The following is a 20,479-nucleotide window of genomic DNA, read 5'->3' as shown; positions in this document are numbered from 1 at the left end:
GATCCCACCCCTTGAGGTAGAGACCACACCCCACGTGACAGCCGAGGGTGCAGGGTCTAGAACCGAGCTTGCCCCCCCATGATCCCACCCCTTGAGGTGGAGAGCCGCACCCCTCTTGTTCCCGCCTTCAGCTCCCGCGTTGATGGATTGACCATCATCGCCCATCCCTGAATCACAACGCCCGAGGCCACCTTGGGAACACCTCCAGTTTCAGTAGCAGCCTGCCTCTTTGGTCGGTGGTCGCTGCTGTTGCTGCGCCTGAGGTGTTCCCTAGGTGGCTTCACGCGCTCACCCCCCTACCCATCTTGGAGAGACACCCATGCCCCCTACCCAAGCCGTCCGCGTTGTTGAAATCGAACGCCTGAGCTTGCCCCCGCTGCTCGCCCTGAACTACGCAACCCCGGAAGCATCGCCGGATTGCACCTATGAAGCGGTCTACGGCACCGTTGCCGCTGGTGGCCGGGTATCCGTTGACCAATGGAAATGGGTACGCGATGCCGACACCTATCACGACAGCCTGCGCGCTCGTGCCGCCATCACCTCGTACCTGACTCTGATTGAAGAATCCTGCGAGGAACTGGCGGATGCACCAGAAGAACTGGCGGCGGTGCGCGATGATCTGGCCTGCTGGCGTGACCGGCTGCGCCTCGTAGAGTGGACCGTGGAACTGCGCGCCTACCTTCGCACCGCCGTGGCAGCACACGTCAAGCGGGAGGAAGCCGCTCTCCTGCGCGCGCAGGAGCGTCGCGCCAAGGCCGTGGAAGCCAAGAAACCACACCGAAAGCGCCGCCTGAAGCTTCCTGAAGCCGTCTCCCAGGACAACACCACTACCTCCTGAGGCCACCCCTGCGGTGGCTTCTTCATTTTTGGAGCCATCACCATGGGCAACGTCCGCAACCCGCTGACCGGTAAGTTCCACCCCAAGCCGCCGAAGGATCAACACAGGGGCTGCAAAACCTGCGGCGCACCGCTGGGTAAGGCTTTCAGCCTTTACTGCTGGAAGCACAAGGCCACCCATGCGCGCACCCGTTCTCCGAACGGCCGGATGCCCACCCGCGCCGAACTGAAGCCGTTCCGGTCCATCATCGAAGTGGCAATGATGATCGGCGTGGAGCAGGAACCGGAAGCCGCCAAGGCGTTCCAGTTCTTCCAGGACCTGATCCGCATCCGCACCTCTGATCGGATCATGCAGGCGCAGTTCAATCGCCTTCTGCAGGACGGCGCGACAGGCCGTGAAATGGCCGTGCGGGTGATGACCGTGGTTGCACTTCAGGTCGAGACGTTCGGCGGACGCCCGGATCTAGGCAAAGGCGAACTGACCCCCGACAACCTGCGCGCGGCGATGGGCAATCAAGTGCTGCGCGCTACTGCACCGCCAAGGCGCGGACGGAACCCCGGCAAGCGGTCTCAGGAGATTCCGCTACCGGGCCGTGTCTGCTTCCAAATCGGTGACGTGATCGTTGACCGGAACGTGTTCGGCCATCTGCACCGCCTTTGGAAACGCTGCCAGTACCGGTACGAAGAGGCCCGAGGCGATCACCTGTGCAAGCTGTTCGAGCCAATGCCGGCTGATCCGTCGCAGCCCCGCGAACTGCGCCACACCGTTGCGATGGCCGTCCGCACCCCGACGCCCGGCAAGCGGCCCCGCCAACGGTCTCCTGCCGTTGCACCTGCGGCCACACCTACCGCCCCGTACATCAACCCCGCGCCAGTGGGTCACGACGCCCAAGGCCTGCCTACTTTCGAGTGATCCATGACCACCGACGCAAACACCTCCGCATTCCGCCCGTCCTGCACCTGCGGCCTGTTCCGGCTGTGTCCAGCCTGTGACCTGACCCCGAGCCGATACGAACCCGAGCCGGATAGCGACGAACGTTAGCCGTCTGCCTGCGTAGCCGCGCGCAAAGACCCCAGCGCCGAGCAAGAAGTCGCGAACACCTGAACGCCGAACACGATGCGGCACAGCAAGCCGCGCCTGCCGACCCCACTCAATTCCCGACCTGAAGCGCCCTCGCCCTGCTGCCCAGGTCCACCCGCTGCCCTGCCCGGCGTGTCTCCGCAATGGCGACTAAGCGCACCGAGCGCTGGCAGGCCCATTCCTACCCCTGCCATCCAAACACATAGGAACACCACAACGTGGCGAACAAACCGCCGTTCTCTCAGGCCTCCACCATCCGCACTATGCCGCCACCCAAGGCGACACCGTGAGCCGTCCCCCGGCACCACCTGAAGCCGACTACCGACCACCCGTGCGTATCGCAGGTGGCCACCGCCAGTCCTCACCACGTCCGTCGCAGATCATCCGATGGTCGCCGCGCCGTCCCATCCAGATCAAATCCCGATGACACAGAACGCAGATTCAAACCTGTTCGCCGCCATGCGTGATGCGCGCGAGGAAGACGCCCAGCAGGACACGTATTTCACCGAGTTGGAGGCGGTCAATCATGAGAATGAACGTCGCTACGCTGAACGTCAGACGCTGCTGCCCGAACCGGAACGACCGCCGACGCGCGCCGAACTGGCAGAGGAAGCTGAAGCTGCCCGGATGCTGGCCCGCGTCGAAGCAAACATGATCCGCGAAGCACAGGGCCAGCCGCCGCTGGCGCAGGTCACGATGCAGGCACGTCCAGCTGCACCGCGCGCGACTGTTGCACCGGCACCGGCTCACCAGGGTCCACCGTCTCCGGTCGCGGCGCAGGCACCGGCCACTACGCCACCGGCGGTGGTCACGTACATCTCCCCCGCGTTCGGTGGCGGTATGCGGATGGAGTACAACCCGGACACCAAGCCGCTGCCCAAGCGCACCGGCCCGGTCAATCCGCTGTGACCGTGAGGCACAGCCCCAAGTCACCGCGCTTCAACCCGCTGGAAACCTCACAAAGCCTTATCGCTGAGGCAGAGGTCTCCCGCCGCGCCCATGAAGCCACGCAGCAGCGCATGGCCGAGGCCGCAGCAGAAAGGGCGCAACAGGAAGCCACTGAGCGCACTCGTAGAGCGGCCTTTGACGCCACCGCCACCGTACTGGACGACCGCAGTGTGACCCGTGGTGAAGCGCTGATGGCCGCTGGTGAGGCGCTAGTAGGCTTCAGGTCCGCCCTGCTGCGCCTTGAGTCAACCGGCGTCCACATCGCCGCAGCTATCGCCGTAATCAACAACATGGCCGACAACATCGGCATCAAGAACTGAGAACAACATGCACGACACCATCAAAGTATCCGCCCAGCCGCTGAAGGCCCACGGCGAAGAGCATCGCGGCTCCCTGAGCGGTTCGCGACCTGAAACTACTAAGCCCCCGGCTGCGCTTGAAGACCCTTGAAGGGACCTCAGGTGCAGCCGGGGGCTTTTTTTCGCCCGGACAACATGCCACGGGCCACCAAGATGTTGCCAAGGAGCTGCGTACAGCGACTCAGCGCATAGCGAGAAATCCGGCGCAACCAAGCTCCAACGACCTACTGTTTCCTCCGGACTTCGGTTAGCAGTACCATCTTGCTTCCGCAATCCTTGCCTTTTCAACTCCCGGCTAACAGCATTGGGCAAACCACAAGGTTTAGCTTTAGAGCTTACTTGCAGGGACGCACGAGTCCAGAAGCTACGGGATTCCATCGGTCTAGAGCCTTTGGCAGACTTGAAAACACCGAATGCACAGCGAACGGCGGCGATCCTGTTGAGCCACGTCTGCACATGAGAACCGGCAAGGGGAAGTCATTATGACCGTTGTAAGGCAGGATTTTGAGAAGCGCGAGGTCCGTCGACAGATCGAGCAACTGATCGACGCAGCTATCCAAGCCAATGTCCGCGAGACCACTAGGCTGTCGTCTCGCCCTCTTGTGACACTCTCCGACCTTCTCCTTATGACTGTCAGTATTGTTGCCGCGTTTCTGTTCGTCGCTGCGTTGCGCACTTGAAGTGTCTAGATATCACTCAGACAACGATCCCAGAGCGGCTTACGCCCTGTTCCATGCAAACTTGCGCGCGGACTAAGTCCGATTTCCACAAAGTCACCCTTCGTCCGTAGTTCCGCCACTGCATCCTTCTTCCTCACGATCAGCCTTAACCAGTCGGAATAGATTTCTACGGAACGCCAGTGTCCCCGTCTGCTTTTTTCTCTCGGTCACGGGGCACGAGGTCCAGAAGACCACCCATGAATGTCCGGCCCATTGGACTGAGTCGGGTCAACCTAAACCTTCCGTCTTGCGGCGCTAGGAAGACCTCAACCAACCCCAACTCCCGAAGTATGCGCAGGGATCTACTTATCGTGCTTTGGACAACAGGGACAGCTCTGCTCATCTGCTCCTCGATGCTACCCGCTGACAACCCCGAGGCATCTACGCGCCATAGCGCCATGAGGACGTAAACCTGGCGTAGCGTGGTGTCAGGACCCATCAGATCAGAGAGACGCCGTATCGGGACCTCTAGCGGATGCGATTGACCTGAGACCGGCCCGTAGGGCACGTCATTGGCTACGACGGCGTCACGCTTTGCTTTAGAGGGGCGCGGCTGCCTCATTTGCGCCTGCCCCTAACAACCGTTCCAGAGCGCTTCCCGAGGTCCACTATAAGCCGGGTCCGGAAGGGAAGACAGATCATGAGGTATCGGCCGTATGCCGTTTTTCCTGCTGCAAACCTGGCAATTTCATCAGGAAGCAGCCGCTCCAGTGCGATTTTTAGCATTGCGTCAGTCTGATTTTGGGCAGACCAGAACTAAAGCACAGCCCTGCAGATATCGAAAATCCAATCTATCGGCAATCACCGATGCAGTTCGACTGGCGGATACAAGCGGAATCGACGCGGGTAGACGCGCAACTATAAGTTTCCACTTCTGCTGCCCTACGGTTGCGCGAGGGCAGAGAACCTTTGGTTGCAATGGTCAAGGGGAGGCCTGGCGTCCGGGGACATCTCGTACACGGCTCCCTTCACGCTTGTCCAACTTAGAAGGGTCTCTCGCTAAGAGCCTGCTATCGGCCAGCAGCAGACGTCGGCAGCCCGCTTGGTCAAACACCGTAACGCTTGTTTCCTCCAGACGTAATGCAGTAGCGTCCGCCGCGGGGACCAATACAGACGCGTGATCCAGAGCACGGACAGCTCCCATCAGAATAATCACTACGTGCGGGCCGAAATTTTTCGCGCGAGGGTGACACGGGTCGATTAGTGGGCCGGTAGCAGCCACGTCCGCTGCAAAGGAGCTTCGAGCTGACCCATTTGGTAGGGGCGCCCTGAGCCGACACTCGTGCCCACTCTCCCTTCCGTTCATACACCACAACAGAATCGCCACCGGCGAGCTTTCCGATGATCTGTCCGTTAGGAGAAGATCGTTGGTTGAGGGTACTGGTTGACACAAACTGCATCTCAGTCATCTCCGTACGAGAGGGTTCCGTCGGAGCCGGGGGCGCGACCGGTGCCTGGGCCACTGAGGAGCGCTGTGAGTCGCGCTGCCCGCCCCCGTTGCACATTGCGACAAGTAATGCGAAAAATCCGACCAACACCAGCCCAGCTGCCCCAGATGCGTTTCGAGCCATGCTGCCTCCCTTTCCTTGTAGAAATTTCGAGCTCGATCCATCAGAGGGTCAACCAGTAGTCCTGGGGAATCGCAATGGCCACTATAAGTTCCCAGGCAGCGTTGTGAAGCGTAGCGCTTCATTACCTTACGACCAGATTAGAGGCAGCTTCCGGCCAGGAACGGACCTTCACCAACTCCGGAACCAAGCCGAGCCGAAAAACGGCCTCGGCCTGAAGCAATTGTTATGCCACTGCTTGTTAGCCCACCACGACTACTTAAAGAAAAGGAGCGGCAAGGATAGCTGCTGGGGGAAGGGCGGCACAGAGAAGGACGACTCCGAGGCAGCCGGAGCTGCCTGCCGCAAACTCGGGAGGGGCAGAATCCTTTCTCCAGACCAGCGCCTGCCCATACATAGGAAGCAAAGCCTTCGTTGGATACTTGATGGAAAGAGGCCCTTGCAACTCCCATCCGGTTGCAAGGCGTTCATTGACCTTCCGCACCAACGCATCTTTGCTCGGAGCAAGCTCAATCGTGTATTTGCTTACGGGGTGGTTGGCGGAAGCCATGCTCAGCCTGCGTCGCTTGTAATGCCCTTTACCAGGGCTTGGCCGTACATAGGCAATGCAGCGTTGGCAGGGTACTCGATGCTGAGTCCTCCTTGAGGCGTCCAGCCGGCCTCAATCAAGCCGTTGACCTCACTCAGCAGTTTCTCTTTGCTTGGAGCGATGACGACCGTATAGGTACCCGTGATTTCCGTTGCCACGTACTTCCTCCTCTTAAGCGTTAGCGAGCGGTAGATCAGCTGCACAACGCTGTGGTTAAGCCCCACCGCAAAGCGGCACCGGATTCAATTCATTGTCAGGAAAAAATGGCTAATCATCGGATGCTCCGCACGATTGCAAGTGCGCCCGCGCCTCTTGGAGCATCTGCTTTAGAACTCCAAGTCGGTTGACGGGCAAAAAAGTTGAGCTGCGATGATCCGAGAGCTTCAAGAAGGCCAACTGTTCTTGGTCGCTGTGATAGAAGCCGAACGTTGCGCCGTCCTTAGTGGAGTAAGTGACCTCAGTGTAATCACGGTCCTGTCCGGAAAGTTCGACGGCAGTATGCGCGATGAAGTCGATAGCATTGATCAACTCCGGCAATTCATCGTGATCTAAGAACACCGCAGAGTCAGTGTCGCCATCTTGATCGATCCTTTCCAAGCGTACCCCGTAGCTGGTGTCCTTCTTGGCTCCCTTGATCACGTTGAGGATCAATGTCTCTGCGGCTATCGAATCGCCGTGCTCACCCTTGCAGCGGCCCGCAGGCCGATTCTCTTTCACCACGATGACACCACGGTTGGCTAAGAACCTACCGACGTTAGTTCCTTGATCTACTGACCTATCCTGCGCCAAATCTGACATGTAGCCCCCTTGACATGTGTGCGGTGCCTAACTACCCGATAGACGATCCCTTGGGGCCGGCACTACGACTTACCTAACAATTCAACGTATGGTTGGCTTTCCCCTTGATACAGCCCAATCTTAGGGCGGCTGAGTCCGGCTAACAAGCCAGCGTATAGCTGGACCCAGTATCAAGCTCGGCGGCGGCACCAGTGGCCGCTATGGGTCGAAGGCGGACGTTACCACCGGGCTTGCCGCCAAGCCGTCCAAATGTCTGCTTCCGGCCAATAGGAGACACCGCTTCCCATACATGCCTGGTCTAGGACTATCCCCCCAGGGCGGGCACATTTCCTGCTCGATCCTGGAGGGACAGCCGGCGCGGCTTGGTTTTAGTCAGGCCTACCTGCTAGGCAAGCAACCTAGTTCGATGCCGTGAGATCTTGGTTGCGCGGCTGCGAGAGGTGTTGGTGGCAACGCATCCACTCTTCGGGAATCGCCCGCAATCAGGTGACCTATCGATCTCTCGCAGGCCTTGTAAGCGAACAAATCGCCAACGAGGTCGTCCAGCCTAGCTCTTGTCGCGAGCGTCGCAGGCATCCCTCGCTGGCCTCGATTTGGGCTGCACTTGACACACTCGGCCGCGCAGTGCGTCCAGCAGGAAACTCAGAATCGGGGGATCGAACAGCCCTTAGAGAATCTGCGCAAACAGCAGAGCAGTGAGCAGAAGTGGGCTTCTCAGGATCGTACCGCAGTGCTCCTAACTGTACCCCGCATGTGTACCGCAGGGCATCGTAAATCGCTGATTTGTAAGCGATAGGGAAGCATGGTGCCGGAAACAGGAGTCGAACCTGCGACCTACGCATTACGAATGCGCCGCTCTACCAACTGAGCTATTCCGGCTGAGCAGGCGATTTTACGGGCAGCCTACCCCGCTGGTCAATCCGCCCCTACCCGGTTGGCACATGCCCGCCCCGCCGCGAAATCGGCCAGGTTGCCCAGGGTGATGGCCGAGATCTCCTGCAGCGCCTCCACGGTGAAGAACCCCTGGTGGCCGGTCACCAGCACGTTGGGGAAGGTCATCAGGCGCTGGAAGGCCTCGTCGTCGATGATCTCGCCGGACAGGTCCTGGAAGAACAGCGCGCTTTCCTGCTCGTAGACGTCGATGGCCAGATGGCCCAGCCGACGCGACTTCAGCGCGCGGATCACCGCGTGGGTATCCACCAGCCCGCCACGCGAGGTGTTCACCAGCATGGCGCCAGGCTTCATCCGCGCCAGCGAGGCGTCGTTGATGAGGTGCTGGGTGTCCGGCGTCAGCGGGCAATGCAGCGAAACGATGTCCGCGCGCGCCAGCAGTTCGTCCAGCGCCACGCTCTCGCCCACGCCAACGAAGTCAGCCGATGGATACGGGTCATGGCCCAGCACGGTACAGCCCATGCCACGGAAGATGCGCGCGGTGGCCAGGCCGATCTTGCCGGTGCCGACGATGCCCACCGTGCGCCCGTGCAGGGTGCGGCCGAGCAGGCCATCCAGCATGAAGTTGCCCTCGCGCACGCGGTTGTAGGCGCGGTGGGTCTGCCGGTTGAGGGTCATCACCAGGGCCAGCGCATGTTCGGCCACGGCTTCCGGCGAATAGGCCGGCACGCGGGCGACGAACAGGCCCAGGCGCGAGGCCTCGGCCAGATCGACGTTGTTGAAGCCCGCGCAGCGCAGCAGCACTGCGCGCACGCCCAGTGCATGCAGCGCCTGCAGCACGGGGGCATCGAGGCGGTCGTTGACGAATACGCAGACGGCGGCGCAATCCTGCGCCAGTGCCGCGGTATGCACATCCAGCGCAGCATCGAAATGGACGAACTGGAAGCCCTGCCCGGCGCCGTCGCGCGCATTGGCTTCTTCCAGGAAGCGGCGGTCATAGGGACGGGCGCTGAAGACGGCAATCTGCATGGGCGGGCCTGCACGGGAATCCTGCGCAGACCATAGCGCACCGGCGGCGGTCCTGCCGCCGGTGCGCCCTTCACTCAGAACGCGTAGCCCAGGCCCAGCATCACGCCGTTCTTTACCTGGCCATCGCGGCGCTCGCCGACATAATCGACCAGCACCGACAGGCGGTCGCTGGCGCGGCTGGTGACGCCCAGGTTCCAGGCCAGCACCTGCTCGCCCAGCGTCTGGCTGCTGCTGCCGAACACCAGGTCCGGGGCGGCGGCGAAGCCGGTGCTGTAGCGGGCCTGGGTGTCGCCCAGTTCCTTCTGCCAGACCACGCGGGCGCGCGGGGTGATGCGTTCGCCGTTGCTGCCGTTGAACGTTTTGAACAGCTGCAGGCCGGCGCCGACGCGGATGCTTTCCAGGCTGTCGCCACGGCCGGCCAGTGCGCCCGCGCCCTGCCCTTCATTGAAGCGGGTGGCCGAGGTGCGCGCGTAATCCACCACCGGCAGCAGCGGCTGCACTACCAGGCCATTGCCGGTAGTGAAGCTGAAGCCGTGTTCCAGGCGCGCGGAGATCGCATCGTTGTTGTACTTGGCGCGCAGCGGATCGTTCAGGCCGTCGATGCCGGCAATGCCGCGACGGGTGTCGTGGCGCAGGTCGGTATAACGCACCGCCGCCGACAGGTAGCCACGCGCATAGGTAGCGTCGATGTAGCCACCGATATCCAGCGCGCGCACGTCACCGGTGAAGCCGGAACCATCGCGCGCCTTGGTCGACATGTCCGCCGCAGCCACGCTCACGCCCAGGCTGACACGGTCATCGGCCACGCGCGTGTCGGCACCCAGCACGATGCCGCCCACGGTGTGGGTCAGCCCGGCCACACCGCTGTCGCCATCAATGCGCCCGTGGCTGCCAAAGCCGCGGCCCCAGAAGCCGTGGTTACGCGCGCCGCTGCCATCGTCGGCACCCGAAGCCGCCATGGCCTGCGCGGCGGGCTCCACCAGATGTATCGCCAACTGGTTGAACAGGCTGCCGTTGGCCATGCCCGGCTGTGCCGAGGCGGCCTGTGCTGCCTGCGCGGCCAGGCCACCGGCATCGCCACTACCACTGCGCAGACCGGCCTGATGCTGGGCGACCACGCTGCCGATGCTGCCCAGCAGGGCGTTGTCGGCCAGGCGCAGGGTGGCGTGTGCATCACCGCGCAGGGCACCAGCCTGCTGCGCGATGACATCGCGGTCAGCAAACTGCAGCGCGCCCAGCAGCGACTTCAAGCCGGCATCCTGCCGCTCACCCGCCGCAGCCAGGGCCACGCCCAGGCTCTGGTTGCCGTTGCTGGCGGTCAGCTGCGCCAGTTGGTCGAAACCCGGGTTGGCGGTCAGCGACAGGCCGTCTTCGCTCTGGTAGATGTTGAAGCTGAGCAGCGAGTTGTGGCGCGGGCGGAAGACTTCGTTGTCGGTGATGCTCGCGCTGTAGCCGGTATCGCCCAGGCGCACGGCATCGGCAAAGCCATCCTCGTAGATCGGGCCGGTGACCAGCTCGCGCTGGTAGTTGCTGGCGTAGAACCCCTGGGCGACGTTCAATTCCAGGTGCGCGCCGGGCGAGATGACCAGTGCGCCATCGTTCTGCCCGCCGCTGTAGAAGCTGCCAACGCGCAGGCGGCCGGCGTCGCTGCCACCGGCTTCGGTGACATCGAACAGCACGTTGCCGCCGGGCATGATGTTGACGTAGCCATGGGTGACCAGGTCGCCACCGCGCGGCATCAGCGTGCCGTACACGCGCAGGCGGTTGAAGCCATCCTCGCGCAGCGACGGGCCGCTGGCATCCAGCAGGGCGTCGGTGTCGGTCTCCAGCGAGGCGATGTCGCCATGGCCGACCACCAGGCCGCCGGCCATCACCCGCACCTCCGGCGCGCGCAGTGCACCGCCTTCCAGGGCGATGGTGCCGCCATCGACCAGCATGAAATCTGCGCCGGTGGTGGCCGAGGTGCGCCAGGTACCGCCCTTGGCGACGCGGATCACGCCGGCCGAGTTGGCCAGCGCGGAGGCGTCGAGGTCGGCCAGGCGCAGCTGGCCCAGCAGTTCCTGTTGGATGCCGGCATCGTTGAGGTAATCCTGTACCGAGAACGCGCCGATACCATTGGGACCATTGCTGGCGGCGTTGTAGATGGTGACGGCGTAGTTGATGTAGGTGGTGTCGTATTCGGCGTCGTTCCAGCGCGCGAAATCATCCTCGACAAATGCCTGCAGCTGGCGTGCCGTGGACAGGTAGCCCGGGTTGATGTCACCGCTGACGTTGCCGGTGACAGTCAGCGTATCGCCCGGATCGCGGTAACCGGCCCCGGTGATGATGTTGTTGCTGTAGATGTCCTGGCCCGGGAAGAGCTGCAGGCTGCGGCCACTGCCATCGGGATCGAAGCTGACCGAGGTACCGGTGGTGCGGGCCGGGTCGCGGAACACCAGCAGGCCGTTGGGCGCCACCACTTCATACATGGCCTTGTGCAGCAGGCCGGCATCCATGCCGCCGCCATAGTTGCCGGTGTAGATCTCGGTCATCCGCGGCGAGGGCGCGTAAGTGATGCGACCGCCGCTGCTGGCCGCATGGATCTGCACCGAATCGACCACCGGCAGGTCGCCGGCCAGGTAACGGTTGACGCCACCGGACTGCATGATCGAGCACGACGAAATGCAGTGGCCGGACACGATGGTGTCCAGTCCGTTGGTGCGGATCACGGCCTGCAGCCATTCACCGGCAATCAGCGCGCCACCGTTGGAGGTGCGCAGCACGACTTCGCGGATCGGCCGGCCTTCGGCCTGCGCCTTGGCCAGCAGGGCCGGAAGCGCGACGACGTCGGCGAAGGTGACGCCACCACTGAGAACGACGCGATCGTCCTGCACGTGGTAGTTCATCGCCCCTGCGTCGCTGAACGCGCCCAGCGTTGCCATCCCCACCAGGCCGGCCAGGGCCAGGCTCAACTTCGAATGCTTCATTGCGGTCTCTCTCTCCAAACCCGCACCACGCGGGACGAAAGCAGAACGCAGCAGGGCGCTCATCTCCCCCAGCGGCGGCTGCACTAAAATATGAATGCATTCATCAATCCCGCAGCAAACGCTGCGGGCTTCCCCCTGGGGTCATCGTCTTGTAAAACTCGATGACGCGTTTTTCGTTCGAGACCTCAGCCCTGTCCGCCCTCTCCCCCCTGTCCCGTCGCACGCCGGACCCGGCCGGGGTTCCTGATGCGTTCGCCGCGTTCGTGCGTGAGGAACGTGCGCCGCTGTGCGCCTTCCTGCGCACGCGCGGCGTCAGCCGGGAAGACGCCGAGGACATCGCGCAGGACTGCATGGAACGGCTGATCCGCTATCGCGGGCATGACAACGACACGCTGCGCCTGCTGCTGTACCGCATCGCCCGCAACCGCCTGGCCGACCGCAGTCGCGCACCGCAGGCGCGCCGCCACCTGGCACTGGATGAACGCGATGGCAGCGAGGAGCCTCGCGGCACTTCTCCCGATCCGCTGCGTCAGGCAGAATCCGGACAGATGATCGCCCTGCTGCGACAGGCACTGTTCAAGCTTCCCGAACGTGCCCGCGAGGTGTACCTGCTCAACCGCATCACCGGGATGAGCTATGCACAGATCGCCCGGCATTGCGGCATCACCGCCAAGACGGTGGAAAAACACATCGCCCGTGCCCTGCAGGGCCTGCGCAAGGAGCTGGGCGGCAATCCTCTCCACACTGATGGAGATAGCGAGTGACCCGCGACGCCTACATGGATGACACGTTGCTGTTTGAACGCGCAAGCGCCTGGGTGGCCCGTCTGGAGGCCCCCGACTGCACCTCGACCGAGCGCAAGGCCTTCGAAGACTGGCTGGCCGAAGATCCTTCCCACGTCAAAGCCTGGGTACAGGCCGAGACGCTGCACCAGCGCAGCGCCGGCCTGTCCGGCGACCCGTGGCTGCGCACCGCTGCCGCACGCACCGCACGCGCGCCTGCACGACGCTGGCTGCCTTCGGTAGCGGCGGCGGCCGGCATCTGCCTGGCCGTGGGCATGGGCTGGATGGTCTACACCGACGGCAACCCCACGCCGCAGATCTACGCCAACGCCAGCCACCTGCCGCAGGTACGCACGCTGGCCGATGGCAGCATCGCCACCCTCGACGCCAGCACGACGCTGAGCGCCCGGTTCGGCTGGCGCAAGCGCGAGCTGGAACTGGAACGGGGCCGCGTGCAGCTCCAGGTGGCCGCGTCCCTCCGCGCACTGCGGGTGCAGGCGGGTGGCAGCAGCATCCGTGACATCGGCACCACCTTCCAGGTCGAACGCCTGAACGACGGCCGGGTGGAAGTGGCCCTGCTGGAAGGTGCGGTGGAAGTGACCAGCGGCCGTGCCCAGCACACGCTGGCCCCCGGCCAACAGTTGCAGGTGCTGCCGTCCGGCCGCATCCAGCCGGGTCCGCAGCTGGCCACCACCGCTGCGGCCGAGGCCTGGCCCGAGGGGCGGCTGGTGTTCGATGCCACACCGCTGTCCACCGTGGTCGAGCGCATGAACCGCTACGGCAGCACGCCGCTGGTGATCGCGGACCCGGACATCGCCGACCTGGCGGTGAGTGGCAGTTTCCGTGCCGGTGATGCACACGAACTGCTGTCCGCCCTGGAACTGGGGTGGTCCATCGCTGGCCAGCCGCGCAAGGATGGCGCGCTGGAACTGCGCCGCACTTACTGAGGCGGCCCGGATGCCAACCACCGGGGCACGGCGACAGGGCCTGATGGTCCTGTTGTGGCTTGCCGCGGCCGGCGCCCTGGGTTCGGCCACTGCATCCCCACCGGCTGCCCCAGCCACCACTGAATACCGCATTGCCAGCGGCCCGCTGGTACCTGCGTTGCAGCAGTGGGCGCGGCAGAGCGGCCAGGCCCTGGTGTTCGACGCACGTGAACTGGCCGATCTGCGTACCGCCGGCACGCAGGGGGCGCAGGAACCGGCCGCTGCACTGAAAGCACTGATGGCCGGCACGCCGGTCAACATCCTGCGCACACCCAGCGGCGGCTTCGTGCTGCGTCGCCACGCGGTGCCTGCGGCAGCGCCATCCACACCCGCACCTGCCCCGCCCCCGCCGCCACAGCGGCCGGCGCAGGTGGAGCTGGCGCCGGTCCACGTCACAGGCAGCCGCCTGCCGCGCACCTCGGTGCAGACCACCCTGCCGGTGACGGTCATCGAGCACGAGGACATCCTGCGCAGCGGCTACGGCACCCTGTTCGATCTGCTGCGCCATCTGCCCGGGATGAACGGCCACCCGCCGTTGAGCACCTCGCGCGGTGGGGATTCGCTGTATCTGCCGGTGGGCGCGGCTGCCACCACCAGCCTGGATGGCATGGGGCCGCGCGCCACCCTGTTCCTGGTGAACGGCCGCCGCCTGCCGCGCTATCCCATGGTGTCGCTGGAGGAAGGCGCGTTGACCGATCTCGGCGGCATTCCGCTCAGCTTCGTCGAACGCATCGAACTGGTACGCGGCGGCGCCTCGGCCATCTACGGTGCCGACGCGATGTCCGGGGTGGTCAACATCATCCTGCGCGACCAGGCCGAAGGCCCCGAGGCCACCCTGCAGACCGGGGCCAGCAGCCGTGGCGATGGCGACCAGCAGCGCATGCAGGCCGCCACCGGCGGCGTGCGCGACAACGGCGACCGCTGGTTTGCCGGCATCGACCTGCACCGTATCCACCACGTGGCCGGCGACCGCCGCCGCTGGCACGCCGACAGCGCGCTGTACCCGATCGGCCTGATCCTGGCCAATGGCGATTACTACCCCGCCACCGAATGCCACGCCCCCCTGCAGGAGCAGGAGGACGGCTGCTGGTACGACAGCGTGCGCCCCCGCTCGCTGCAGCCGGCGTCAGACACGGTGGCCGGCTACCTGCGCTACCGCCATGAGCGTGGCGAAGGCCGCTATGCCTACGTGGAAGCGCGTGGCAGCCACAGCCGCCAGCGCTTCGAACTGGGGCCCACGGCGGTGGCATTGAACTTCGGCAGTGCGCTGCTGAACGTGGTGCTGCAGGAAGGCGGCGAGGTACAGCCGCGCGTGCGCAGCAGCGAAGGCGACCTGACCGTCGGCGTTGGGCGTGAGCAGACGGGGCGTCGTTGGGAGGCCGGATTGAGCGCGCAGCGCAGCCAGGTCGACCTGCGTACCGGCGGCGCCGTGCGCAGTGAGCGCCTGCTGGAAGCGGCGCTCGCGCTGGACTTCCTGCCGGGCTTTTCCACCCTGCCACCGGGCTTGGCCGAGGATCTGTTTCCCTCCATCCGCAACCGCGGGCGTACTACGCAGTTGCAGGGCTGGTGGGACATACAGCGCGAGCTGATGGAACTGCCGGGCGGCAAGGCGCAGCTGGCCACCGGCATCGACCTGCGCCAGGAGCGCTGGCTGTCGCTGCCCGACCCGCTGCTGGGCAAAGGTGAGCTGGCCCTGGGCATGCCGCTGGAACAGCGGCGGCTGTCGCGCGAAAGCAGTGCCGCCTATGCCGAACTGGGCCTGCCACTGACGCCGACGCTGCGGGCCGACCTGGCCGCGCGGCTCGACCACGATGGCGGCGAGAACGCGTTCTCCCCACGTGCCGGCCTGCGCTGGACCCCCAGCCCGCAGTGGTCGTTCCTGCTGGCCAGCGGCCGCGGCTATCGCGCCCCCAGCCTGTTCGAACAGCGGCGCCCGCCAGCCTACTTCGGCCTGTACGCCCTGCCCCCTTCGGATGCCCTTCCGACGTGTGCGCGCCCCCTGCGTGACGGCGGCTGCGCGGTGCGGGTGGACGTGGTGGAGAACGATGCGCTGCGCGCCGAGACCTCGCGCAGTCATTCGCTGGCGGCCAGCTGGACGCCGACAGACACGTTCTCGCTGACGCTGACCCACAACATCGTTGAACTGCGCAACGAAATCCTCGCGCTGCAACCCAACGATGCGCTGTGGAACCCCGATACGTGGGAACTGGACGAGCGCGGCCGCCTGCGTGATCTGCGCCTGTCCTTCGACAACATCGGCCGCACCACCTCACGCAACTGGGTACTGCGTGGCGAGTACCGCATCGACGCCGGCCGCGATGGCCAATGGCGGTTCTCGCTGGATGCACTGAAGCAGCAGACGCTGCGCCGCGACCGCACGCAGGGTGAATCGATTGACCTGCGCGGCCACGCCACGCCTGCGGTTGCCGGCGTCATCAACGTGCAGTGGCAGAACCCGGCGTGGGACATCGCCCTGCGCGGCAACCGCGTGGGCCGCACGCGCGCGTGGCTGGCCGGTGAGGACTGCCCGCAGGCACAGCACGAGGCGCATCGCTGCATGAACCCCGCGCAGCTGCGCTGGAACCTGCACCTGGCGCGCACGCTGAGCCCGCGCGTGGTGGCCGCGCTGGACGTGCACAACCTGCTGGATACCGCGCCGGTGAACTACCTGGTCGGCAGCGGCGGACAGATTGCCGGGCTGGATGATCCGCTGGGGCGCTATTTCCTGTTTACGCTGCAGTTCCGCTGACCTGCTTTCTGTAGAGCCGAGCCATGCTCGGCTGCTGTTGGAAAAAGCAGTCGAGCATGGCTCGACGCTACATACGCAGTCGGCCCACCGAGCGGGCGATGACGTACTGCGCGGCGTAGTACGTGGACAGCACCAGCAGGCTGGCCAGCGGCAGGCCACCGGCAAAACGGTCCCAGGCCAGCAGTGAATCACTGGCGACGAACAACAACGCCCCCACCGCCGCCCAGCGTGCGCTGCACAACTCGGGCGCAGCCGCCTGCGGCCGTGCCCACGCGCGTGCCAGCGCAAGCACCGCCATCGATGCAAGCACCACCACGTACGCCAGCACAGGAATGCGCATCGGTGCCGGCAGGTGTGGCCACAGGCCCAGCACGTTGAGCGCGGCGAACGCCCCCAGCAGCACGAACGCGGCCATCAAGCCACGACCCGCGTGCAGGCCTGCGCGGAAGGCGACGATGTAGCAGACGTGCGCCAGCAGAAACGCGACCAGCCCTGGGACGAACGCATCCACCGGCAGCATCAGCGCGATGTCGCCCACGCAGGACAACAGCATGCCCAGCAGCACCGCGCGCCGGTACGACGGCGATGCAGCCGGCCGGGCCTGCCAGGCGATGCCCGCGATCAGCAGCGTGGTCGCCGGCTTGGCCAGCCAATGCAGCCAGCGGCCATCGCCGTGCAAAAAGGCGCCGACGATGGCCAGGATCGCTGCCAGCAGGATCAGGCCGTCGCGGCGCCCGTGCATCATCGTGCCTTCCACAACTCGGCAAGGCGGTCCGGTTTGCCTGCGATGCGTTCCAGCACCGGGTACTGCAGGCCACCGTGGTAGTCGATGTTCCTCGTCTCGATGCGGTCAAACTGCTTGACCAGCAACACGATCGGCGCCTTGTCCTTGGCCGCGGCGGCGACGGCATCCTTCAGACGCTCGCTGCTGTATTCACGCCCACCTACGGCAATCACCTTCATGCCCGGTGCCAGGCCGGCGTTGAAGGCTGGGCTGTCCCAGATCACATCACCGACCACGCCCGTGTCGAGCACGGTGGCACCCAGCGAGTACGCCAGGAGAGCGGCCTTGGCGCGCTTCTCCTGCGCCTTGTAGGCCTCGTTCGGCGTTTCGCGGTAGGCCAGCTTCCAGCCGGCGCGTTCGAGGCCACCGGTCAGCGCGCCATGGCCATCCAGACGCTCCCGCAGGAAACGGGCCCAATCGTAGGCTGCGATGCCATTGAGCGTCGCCACCACATCGTCGAAGGTGTAGGTATTGACGTCCCACTTGCCGTTGCCGACACCGAAGAACGTACGTGCGAAATCATCCAGGCTGCGGCGGTTGCCGCTCAGCGCGCGCAGCTTGCCTTCCACGTCCAGCCACAGCATCTGCCCGCCGGAGTAGTAGTCCTCGCTCATCTGGTAGTTGCGGTAGGCCAGCCCGCGACGCTGGGCGATGGTGGGGTCGTTGGTGGTGTCCTGCAGCGGCCGCCACGCCAGGCCCGGACGGCCACGGTCATAGGTGGCCGCGACATTGGCCAGCATGTCGCGGGCCTGGTCGGCCGACCACAGGCCCGAGCGCGCGGCCAGCACCTGGCCCCAGAACTGGGTCTGGCCTTCGTAGACCCACAGCAGGCTGTCGCCCATCGGCACGTTGAAGTTGGCCGTGGCCAGGTCCGCACCGCGCCGGTACTTGCCGTTCCAGGAGTGGGTGTACTCGTGCGGCAGCAGATCGCGCATCCACGCGTTCTTGTCCCATTCGGTGAAGTAGCCGGGGGCCGCGCTGTTCTCGCTGGAACGATGGTGTTCCAGACCGATGCCGCCAAGGCGGTCAGTCAGGGCCAGCAGGAATTCGTAGTGGTCGTAGTGGCGCGCGCCGTACAGCTTGTCGGCCTGCTGCACCAATGCGCGATGCAGCTTGATCTGCGCGTCGGTCGGCTTCAGCGACTTTGCGTCGTCGGCGAACACGTTCAGATGCACCGGCACCTTCGCACCGGGGTCCAGATCGATGCGCTGGTGATGCTCGCCGGCAAACAGCGGCGAATCGACCAGGTGGTCGTAGGAAATGGGCTTGAAGACCACGGTGTCGCCATCGCGGCGCGCGGTTTCCAGCGCAGTGGCATACCCCCAGCCCTTGGGCAGCGTTACGCTGGCCTGCGCCTGCAGGTTGCGCGCGTCGACGCCTGCCGGGTACAGCGAATTGGCGTTCCACTGCAGGTTGAGCATTTCCGGGGTCATCACCACCCGGCCCTGGCTGCCGCCCTGCGAAGAGAGGAAATCGAAGTGAGCGACGATCTCGCTCACACCTTGCGGCACGTCGACCTTGAACGCATACACGTTGAACTGATCGCGCTGCCAGGCCAGCGGCTTGCCGTTGGCGGTCACGCGCAGGCCGGCCAGCTTGTCGATCGGGCCAGTGGGCGAATGGTTGCCGGGAATCCACTGCGGGTACAGCAGGGTGACCGGGCCGGACTTGACCGGCACGGTGGCGGTCACCTTGAAGATGCGACGGGCAAGGTCACGTGCATCCACGTCGATGCGCAGCAGTCCTGGGGCCGCGGCATCGCCCGGCGGCGAGGTCTGCGCCAGCGCAGGCGTGGCCGCCAGCGCGAACAGCACGGACATCACCAGGGCACGGGTCTTCATCAGGCAGGTTCCAGCAACGGTAGAACCTTCGATGCTAGGCCTGTGCGGTGCGCGGCCCCATGGCCAAAGGTCATGGAAGACAGGCTTGCTGAAAGCCTTGAGCAGCCTCCAGCCCCCCCGAGCATCTCTGGGGAACACCGATGCACGTTCTTCCGAGCGCTGGCTTGCCAGGCCCATCTTCGGCCTGGCAAGCCCTTTAGATTGGAAACCGACTTACTTCGACACTTCTTGCTTGTAAGCGGCTTCAATTGCCCCCTTCAATCTGGTCGGATCTTCGATCCTGACGCCTGTCAAACACTTTGAACCCGTTGCGTCAAAAAATACCGTCGATGCTGAACCACCTTGGAAGTGTGCGTAACCGAAAACCGGTGCCGGCGAATCGGCCAGCGGCGCCCACACAATCTTGCCAAGTACAAGTTTTGCCTTCGCGACGTCCCGATCAATACACCCACCCGATGCTCTCACGATGATCGTAGTCTGGCCTGATCGTTGGTCCAGTTCGGTGGCAAGCTTAATACCGCCGAAATTACGAACGGTCCCGGAAGCAGTCCCGACCTCAGCAAGCAAGCCTCTTTTTATACCCAAAGCATCAGCGGCGGCATCCGGCCCCGCACTTCGCGCCAATTCCAGTCGCTCGATGTAATCGAGTGCCTCGATCTGCGAATTTTTTGCCGAAAGACTCCATGCCTGAGGGGGCGAGGTTGCCGCAAGTGCGGCGAGCGGAACAATCATGGGCAAGGCCAGCAATGATTTCACTGACGCCCTAACAAAATCACCAAGGATAGTTGGCATCGTAGTAGTCCTCATGCTGCTTGGTATAGGTTTTTCCCGACGCGACATGGTTGTTGTCACAGAATGCCTTGCCAATATCGGCAAGGGATGCCCCACCTGACCACATGCCCCATAGCGTCGCGGAATTCTCTGAAATGAGAGGAATCTCGACGGTCCCTTCCGAAAATCCTCGAATCTGATCACTCACGATCGCGTTATTGACAACGGCCTTGGCTTCCCACACACAATTCCTTTCAACATACTGGGCCTTGGTGATCGGAGCATCAATATTTGGTACACCAGCCACATGGTGGCCAAGCTCATGACTGAGGTAGCCTACCGTCTTGTAGAGCCCAGGCAGATCAAAGCTATCACACGAATACGGCGGGACCAGTATTTTTGCGGTAAGCGGATCATAGCTGGGTGGTAGACCATACGCTCTGACGCCCGCATGCGCCTGGATCTGTGATGTGAGCGTGGTGGATGCAGCGGAGATGAAGTCAACGCACTGGCCCAAACCAGTTACAGGATAGGTTTGCGATTTTGCGTAGGCGGGATAAAGAAGTGAGACGATCAGAACAAGGTATTTCCATACCATTTCCTGATTAGCACGATGCTTCAGCTGGAAAGACAGGGACATTGCGCAAGGCGCGCTCGTTCCAAGGTCTGATCCGTGCGGCTGCGACCAGCAGGCGGGGCACCAGTGCTGACAGGTCAAAGCGTCGGTTGAAACGCCATTGCGCCTCGGCCAAGTAGCGGTGAGCGTATTTGCAGAATTTGA

The 20,479-nt window shown here is 64.1% G+C and carries 18 protein-coding genes, 1 tRNA gene and 1 pseudogene; 7 read left to right on the top strand and 13 right to left on the bottom strand.

All coding sequences use genetic code 11. The annotated features are described in order from the left end of the window. Window positions 1-319 precede the first annotated feature (319 nt). The 4 genes from ACQKDV_RS10965 to ACQKDV_RS10950 all read left to right on the top strand — a co-directional run bounded on the left by ACQKDV_RS10965 (window position 320) and on the right by ACQKDV_RS10950 (window position 3,186). Window positions 320-838, top strand: coding sequence for a hypothetical protein (locus ACQKDV_RS10965; RefSeq protein ID WP_427783774.1), 519 nt, complete (start codon window positions 320-322; stop codon window positions 836-838). Window positions 839-880: 42 nt separating this feature from the next. Next, window positions 881-1,750, top strand: coding sequence for a hypothetical protein (locus ACQKDV_RS10960; RefSeq protein ID WP_427783773.1), 870 nt, complete (start codon window positions 881-883; stop codon window positions 1,748-1,750). Window positions 1,751-2,305: 555 nt separating this feature from the next. Further along, window positions 2,306-2,827: a hypothetical protein gene (locus tag ACQKDV_RS10955; RefSeq protein ID WP_427783772.1), complete on the top strand. Its 522-nt coding sequence runs from the start codon at window positions 2,306-2,308 to the stop codon at window positions 2,825-2,827. A 110-nt stretch (window positions 2,828-2,937) separates the two neighbouring features. Next, complete coding sequence (locus ACQKDV_RS10950; protein WP_427783771.1) at window positions 2,938-3,186, top strand: hypothetical protein; 249 nt, start codon at window positions 2,938-2,940, stop codon at window positions 3,184-3,186. 885 nt (window positions 3,187-4,071) lie between these two features. On the opposite strand, the gene ACQKDV_RS10945 is transcribed toward ACQKDV_RS10950, so the two are convergent. The 8 genes from ACQKDV_RS10945 to ACQKDV_RS10910 form a co-directional block, all read right to left on the bottom strand. Then, complete coding sequence (locus ACQKDV_RS10945; RefSeq protein ID WP_427783770.1) at window positions 4,072-4,287, bottom strand: helix-turn-helix domain-containing protein; 216 nt, start codon at window positions 4,285-4,287, stop codon at window positions 4,072-4,074. Window positions 4,288-4,990: 703 nt separating this feature from the next. Next, window positions 4,991-5,344 (bottom strand): SH3 domain-containing protein, encoded by a 354-nt coding sequence (locus ACQKDV_RS10940; protein ID WP_427783776.1) that lies wholly within the window; start codon window positions 5,342-5,344, stop codon window positions 4,991-4,993. A gap of 427 nt (window positions 5,345-5,771) precedes the next feature. Continuing rightward, window positions 5,772-6,062, bottom strand: coding sequence for a hypothetical protein (locus ACQKDV_RS10935; protein WP_427783769.1), 291 nt, complete (start codon window positions 6,060-6,062; stop codon window positions 5,772-5,774). Window positions 6,063-6,064: 2 nt separating this feature from the next. Then, a complete protein-coding gene (locus tag ACQKDV_RS10930; RefSeq protein WP_427783768.1) occupies window positions 6,065-6,259 on the bottom strand; it encodes a hypothetical protein in 195 nt (64 codons plus the stop codon). Between the two features lie 109 nt (window positions 6,260-6,368). Continuing rightward, window positions 6,369-6,899, bottom strand: coding sequence for a hypothetical protein (locus tag ACQKDV_RS10925; protein WP_427783767.1), 531 nt, complete (start codon window positions 6,897-6,899; stop codon window positions 6,369-6,371). A gap of 803 nt (window positions 6,900-7,702) precedes the next feature. Next, window positions 7,703-7,778: transfer RNA gene (locus ACQKDV_RS10920), tRNA-Thr, on the bottom strand. 36 nt (window positions 7,779-7,814) lie between these two features. Further along, the gene (locus ACQKDV_RS10915) at window positions 7,815-8,819 is read right to left on the bottom strand and encodes a 2-hydroxyacid dehydrogenase (RefSeq protein WP_427783766.1); all 1,005 of its coding nucleotides are present in this window, start codon (window positions 8,817-8,819) and stop codon (window positions 7,815-7,817) included. 74 nt (window positions 8,820-8,893) lie between these two features. Beyond that, entirely contained in the window at window positions 8,894-11,785 is a 2,892-nt protein-coding gene (locus ACQKDV_RS10910) for an autotransporter domain-containing protein (protein WP_427783765.1), read from the bottom strand. A gap of 161 nt (window positions 11,786-11,946) precedes the next feature. Here ACQKDV_RS10910 and ACQKDV_RS10905 point away from each other — a divergent pair, with 161 nt between their 5' ends. From ACQKDV_RS10905 to ACQKDV_RS10895, 3 genes are read left to right on the top strand one after another with little or no spacing between them, the layout of a single operon-like run. After that, the gene (locus ACQKDV_RS10905) at window positions 11,947-12,549 is read left to right on the top strand and encodes an RNA polymerase sigma factor (protein WP_427783764.1); all 603 of its coding nucleotides are present in this window, start codon (window positions 11,947-11,949) and stop codon (window positions 12,547-12,549) included. 14 nt (window positions 12,550-12,563) lie between these two features. Then, a complete protein-coding gene (locus ACQKDV_RS10900; protein ID WP_427783775.1) occupies window positions 12,564-13,514 on the top strand; it encodes a FecR family protein in 951 nt (316 codons plus the stop codon). A gap of 10 nt (window positions 13,515-13,524) precedes the next feature. Then, the gene (locus tag ACQKDV_RS10895; RefSeq protein WP_427783763.1) at window positions 13,525-16,302 is read left to right on the top strand and encodes a TonB-dependent receptor domain-containing protein; all 2,778 of its coding nucleotides are present in this window, start codon (window positions 13,525-13,527) and stop codon (window positions 16,300-16,302) included. A gap of 67 nt (window positions 16,303-16,369) precedes the next feature. On the opposite strand, the gene ACQKDV_RS10890 is transcribed toward ACQKDV_RS10895, so the two are convergent. The 5 genes and pseudogenes from ACQKDV_RS10890 to ACQKDV_RS10870 all read right to left on the bottom strand — a co-directional run. Further along, window positions 16,370-17,047: a lysoplasmalogenase gene (locus tag ACQKDV_RS10890; protein ID WP_427783762.1), complete on the bottom strand. Its 678-nt coding sequence runs from the start codon at window positions 17,045-17,047 to the stop codon at window positions 16,370-16,372. After that, window positions 17,044-18,927 carry a M61 family metallopeptidase gene (locus ACQKDV_RS10885; RefSeq protein WP_427783761.1) on the bottom strand — a complete coding sequence of 628 codons (1,884 nt, stop codon included), beginning with the start codon at window positions 18,925-18,927 and terminating at the stop codon, window positions 17,044-17,046. The genes ACQKDV_RS10890 and ACQKDV_RS10885 overlap by 4 nt, the downstream gene beginning before the upstream one ends. A 213-nt stretch (window positions 18,928-19,140) precedes the next feature. Next, window positions 19,141-19,719, bottom strand: coding sequence for a hypothetical protein (locus tag ACQKDV_RS10880; protein WP_427783760.1), 579 nt, complete (start codon window positions 19,717-19,719; stop codon window positions 19,141-19,143). Beyond that, complete coding sequence (locus ACQKDV_RS10875; protein WP_427783759.1) at window positions 19,700-20,338, bottom strand: hypothetical protein; 639 nt, start codon at window positions 20,336-20,338, stop codon at window positions 19,700-19,702. The genes ACQKDV_RS10880 and ACQKDV_RS10875 overlap by 20 nt, the downstream gene beginning before the upstream one ends. After that, window positions 20,304-20,479 (bottom strand): annotated as a pseudogene (locus ACQKDV_RS10870) (IS1595 family transposase); the annotation flags it as partial. The gene ACQKDV_RS10875 and the pseudogene ACQKDV_RS10870, both read right to left, overlap by 35 nt.

Source organism: Stenotrophomonas sp. NPDC077659 (assembly GCF_050268705.1).
Lineage (GTDB): Bacteria > Pseudomonadota > Gammaproteobacteria > Xanthomonadales > Xanthomonadaceae > Stenotrophomonas.
Note: the sequence above shows the minus strand (reverse complement) of the source record. Positions and strands in the feature narration are given on the sequence as shown.

What these genes read in the sequence shown, in the direction of transcription:
- ACQKDV_RS10900 (WP_427783775.1), top strand. Translation starts at nt 12,564, where the DNA reads ATGGATGACACGTTGCTGTTTGAACGCGCAAGCGCCTGGGTGGCCCGT.
- ACQKDV_RS10955 (WP_427783772.1), top strand. Translation starts at nt 2,306, where the DNA reads ATGGTCGCCGCGCCGTCCCATCCAGATCAAATCCCGATGACACAGAAC.
- ACQKDV_RS10950 (WP_427783771.1), top strand. Translation starts at nt 2,938, where the DNA reads ATGGCCGAGGCCGCAGCAGAAAGGGCGCAACAGGAAGCCACTGAGCGC.
- ACQKDV_RS10880 (WP_427783760.1), bottom strand. Translation starts at nt 19,719, where the DNA reads ATGCCAACTATCCTTGGTGATTTTGTTAGGGCGTCAGTGAAATCATTG.
- ACQKDV_RS10905 (WP_427783764.1), top strand. Translation starts at nt 11,947, where the DNA reads ATGACGCGTTTTTCGTTCGAGACCTCAGCCCTGTCCGCCCTCTCCCCC.
- ACQKDV_RS10960 (WP_427783773.1), top strand. Translation starts at nt 881, where the DNA reads ATGGGCAACGTCCGCAACCCGCTGACCGGTAAGTTCCACCCCAAGCCG.
- ACQKDV_RS10935 (WP_427783769.1), bottom strand. Translation starts at nt 6,062, where the DNA reads ATGGCTTCCGCCAACCACCCCGTAAGCAAATACACGATTGAGCTTGCT.
- ACQKDV_RS10895 (WP_427783763.1), top strand. Translation starts at nt 13,525, where the DNA reads ATGCCAACCACCGGGGCACGGCGACAGGGCCTGATGGTCCTGTTGTGG.
- ACQKDV_RS10910 (WP_427783765.1), bottom strand. Translation starts at nt 11,785, where the DNA reads ATGAAGCATTCGAAGTTGAGCCTGGCCCTGGCCGGCCTGGTGGGGATG.
- ACQKDV_RS10875 (WP_427783759.1), bottom strand. Translation starts at nt 20,338, where the DNA reads ATGTCCCTGTCTTTCCAGCTGAAGCATCGTGCTAATCAGGAAATGGTA.
- ACQKDV_RS10965 (WP_427783774.1), top strand. Translation starts at nt 320, where the DNA reads ATGCCCCCTACCCAAGCCGTCCGCGTTGTTGAAATCGAACGCCTGAGC.
- ACQKDV_RS10940 (WP_427783776.1), bottom strand. Translation starts at nt 5,344, where the DNA reads ATGCAGTTTGTGTCAACCAGTACCCTCAACCAACGATCTTCTCCTAAC.
- ACQKDV_RS10915 (WP_427783766.1), bottom strand. Translation starts at nt 8,819, where the DNA reads ATGCAGATTGCCGTCTTCAGCGCCCGTCCCTATGACCGCCGCTTCCTG.
- ACQKDV_RS10925 (WP_427783767.1), bottom strand. Translation starts at nt 6,899, where the DNA reads ATGTCAGATTTGGCGCAGGATAGGTCAGTAGATCAAGGAACTAACGTC.
- ACQKDV_RS10885 (WP_427783761.1), bottom strand. Translation starts at nt 18,927, where the DNA reads ATGAAGACCCGTGCCCTGGTGATGTCCGTGCTGTTCGCGCTGGCGGCC.
- ACQKDV_RS10945 (WP_427783770.1), bottom strand. Translation starts at nt 4,287, where the DNA reads ATGAGCAGAGCTGTCCCTGTTGTCCAAAGCACGATAAGTAGATCCCTG.
- ACQKDV_RS10890 (WP_427783762.1), bottom strand. Translation starts at nt 17,047, where the DNA reads ATGATGCACGGGCGCCGCGACGGCCTGATCCTGCTGGCAGCGATCCTG.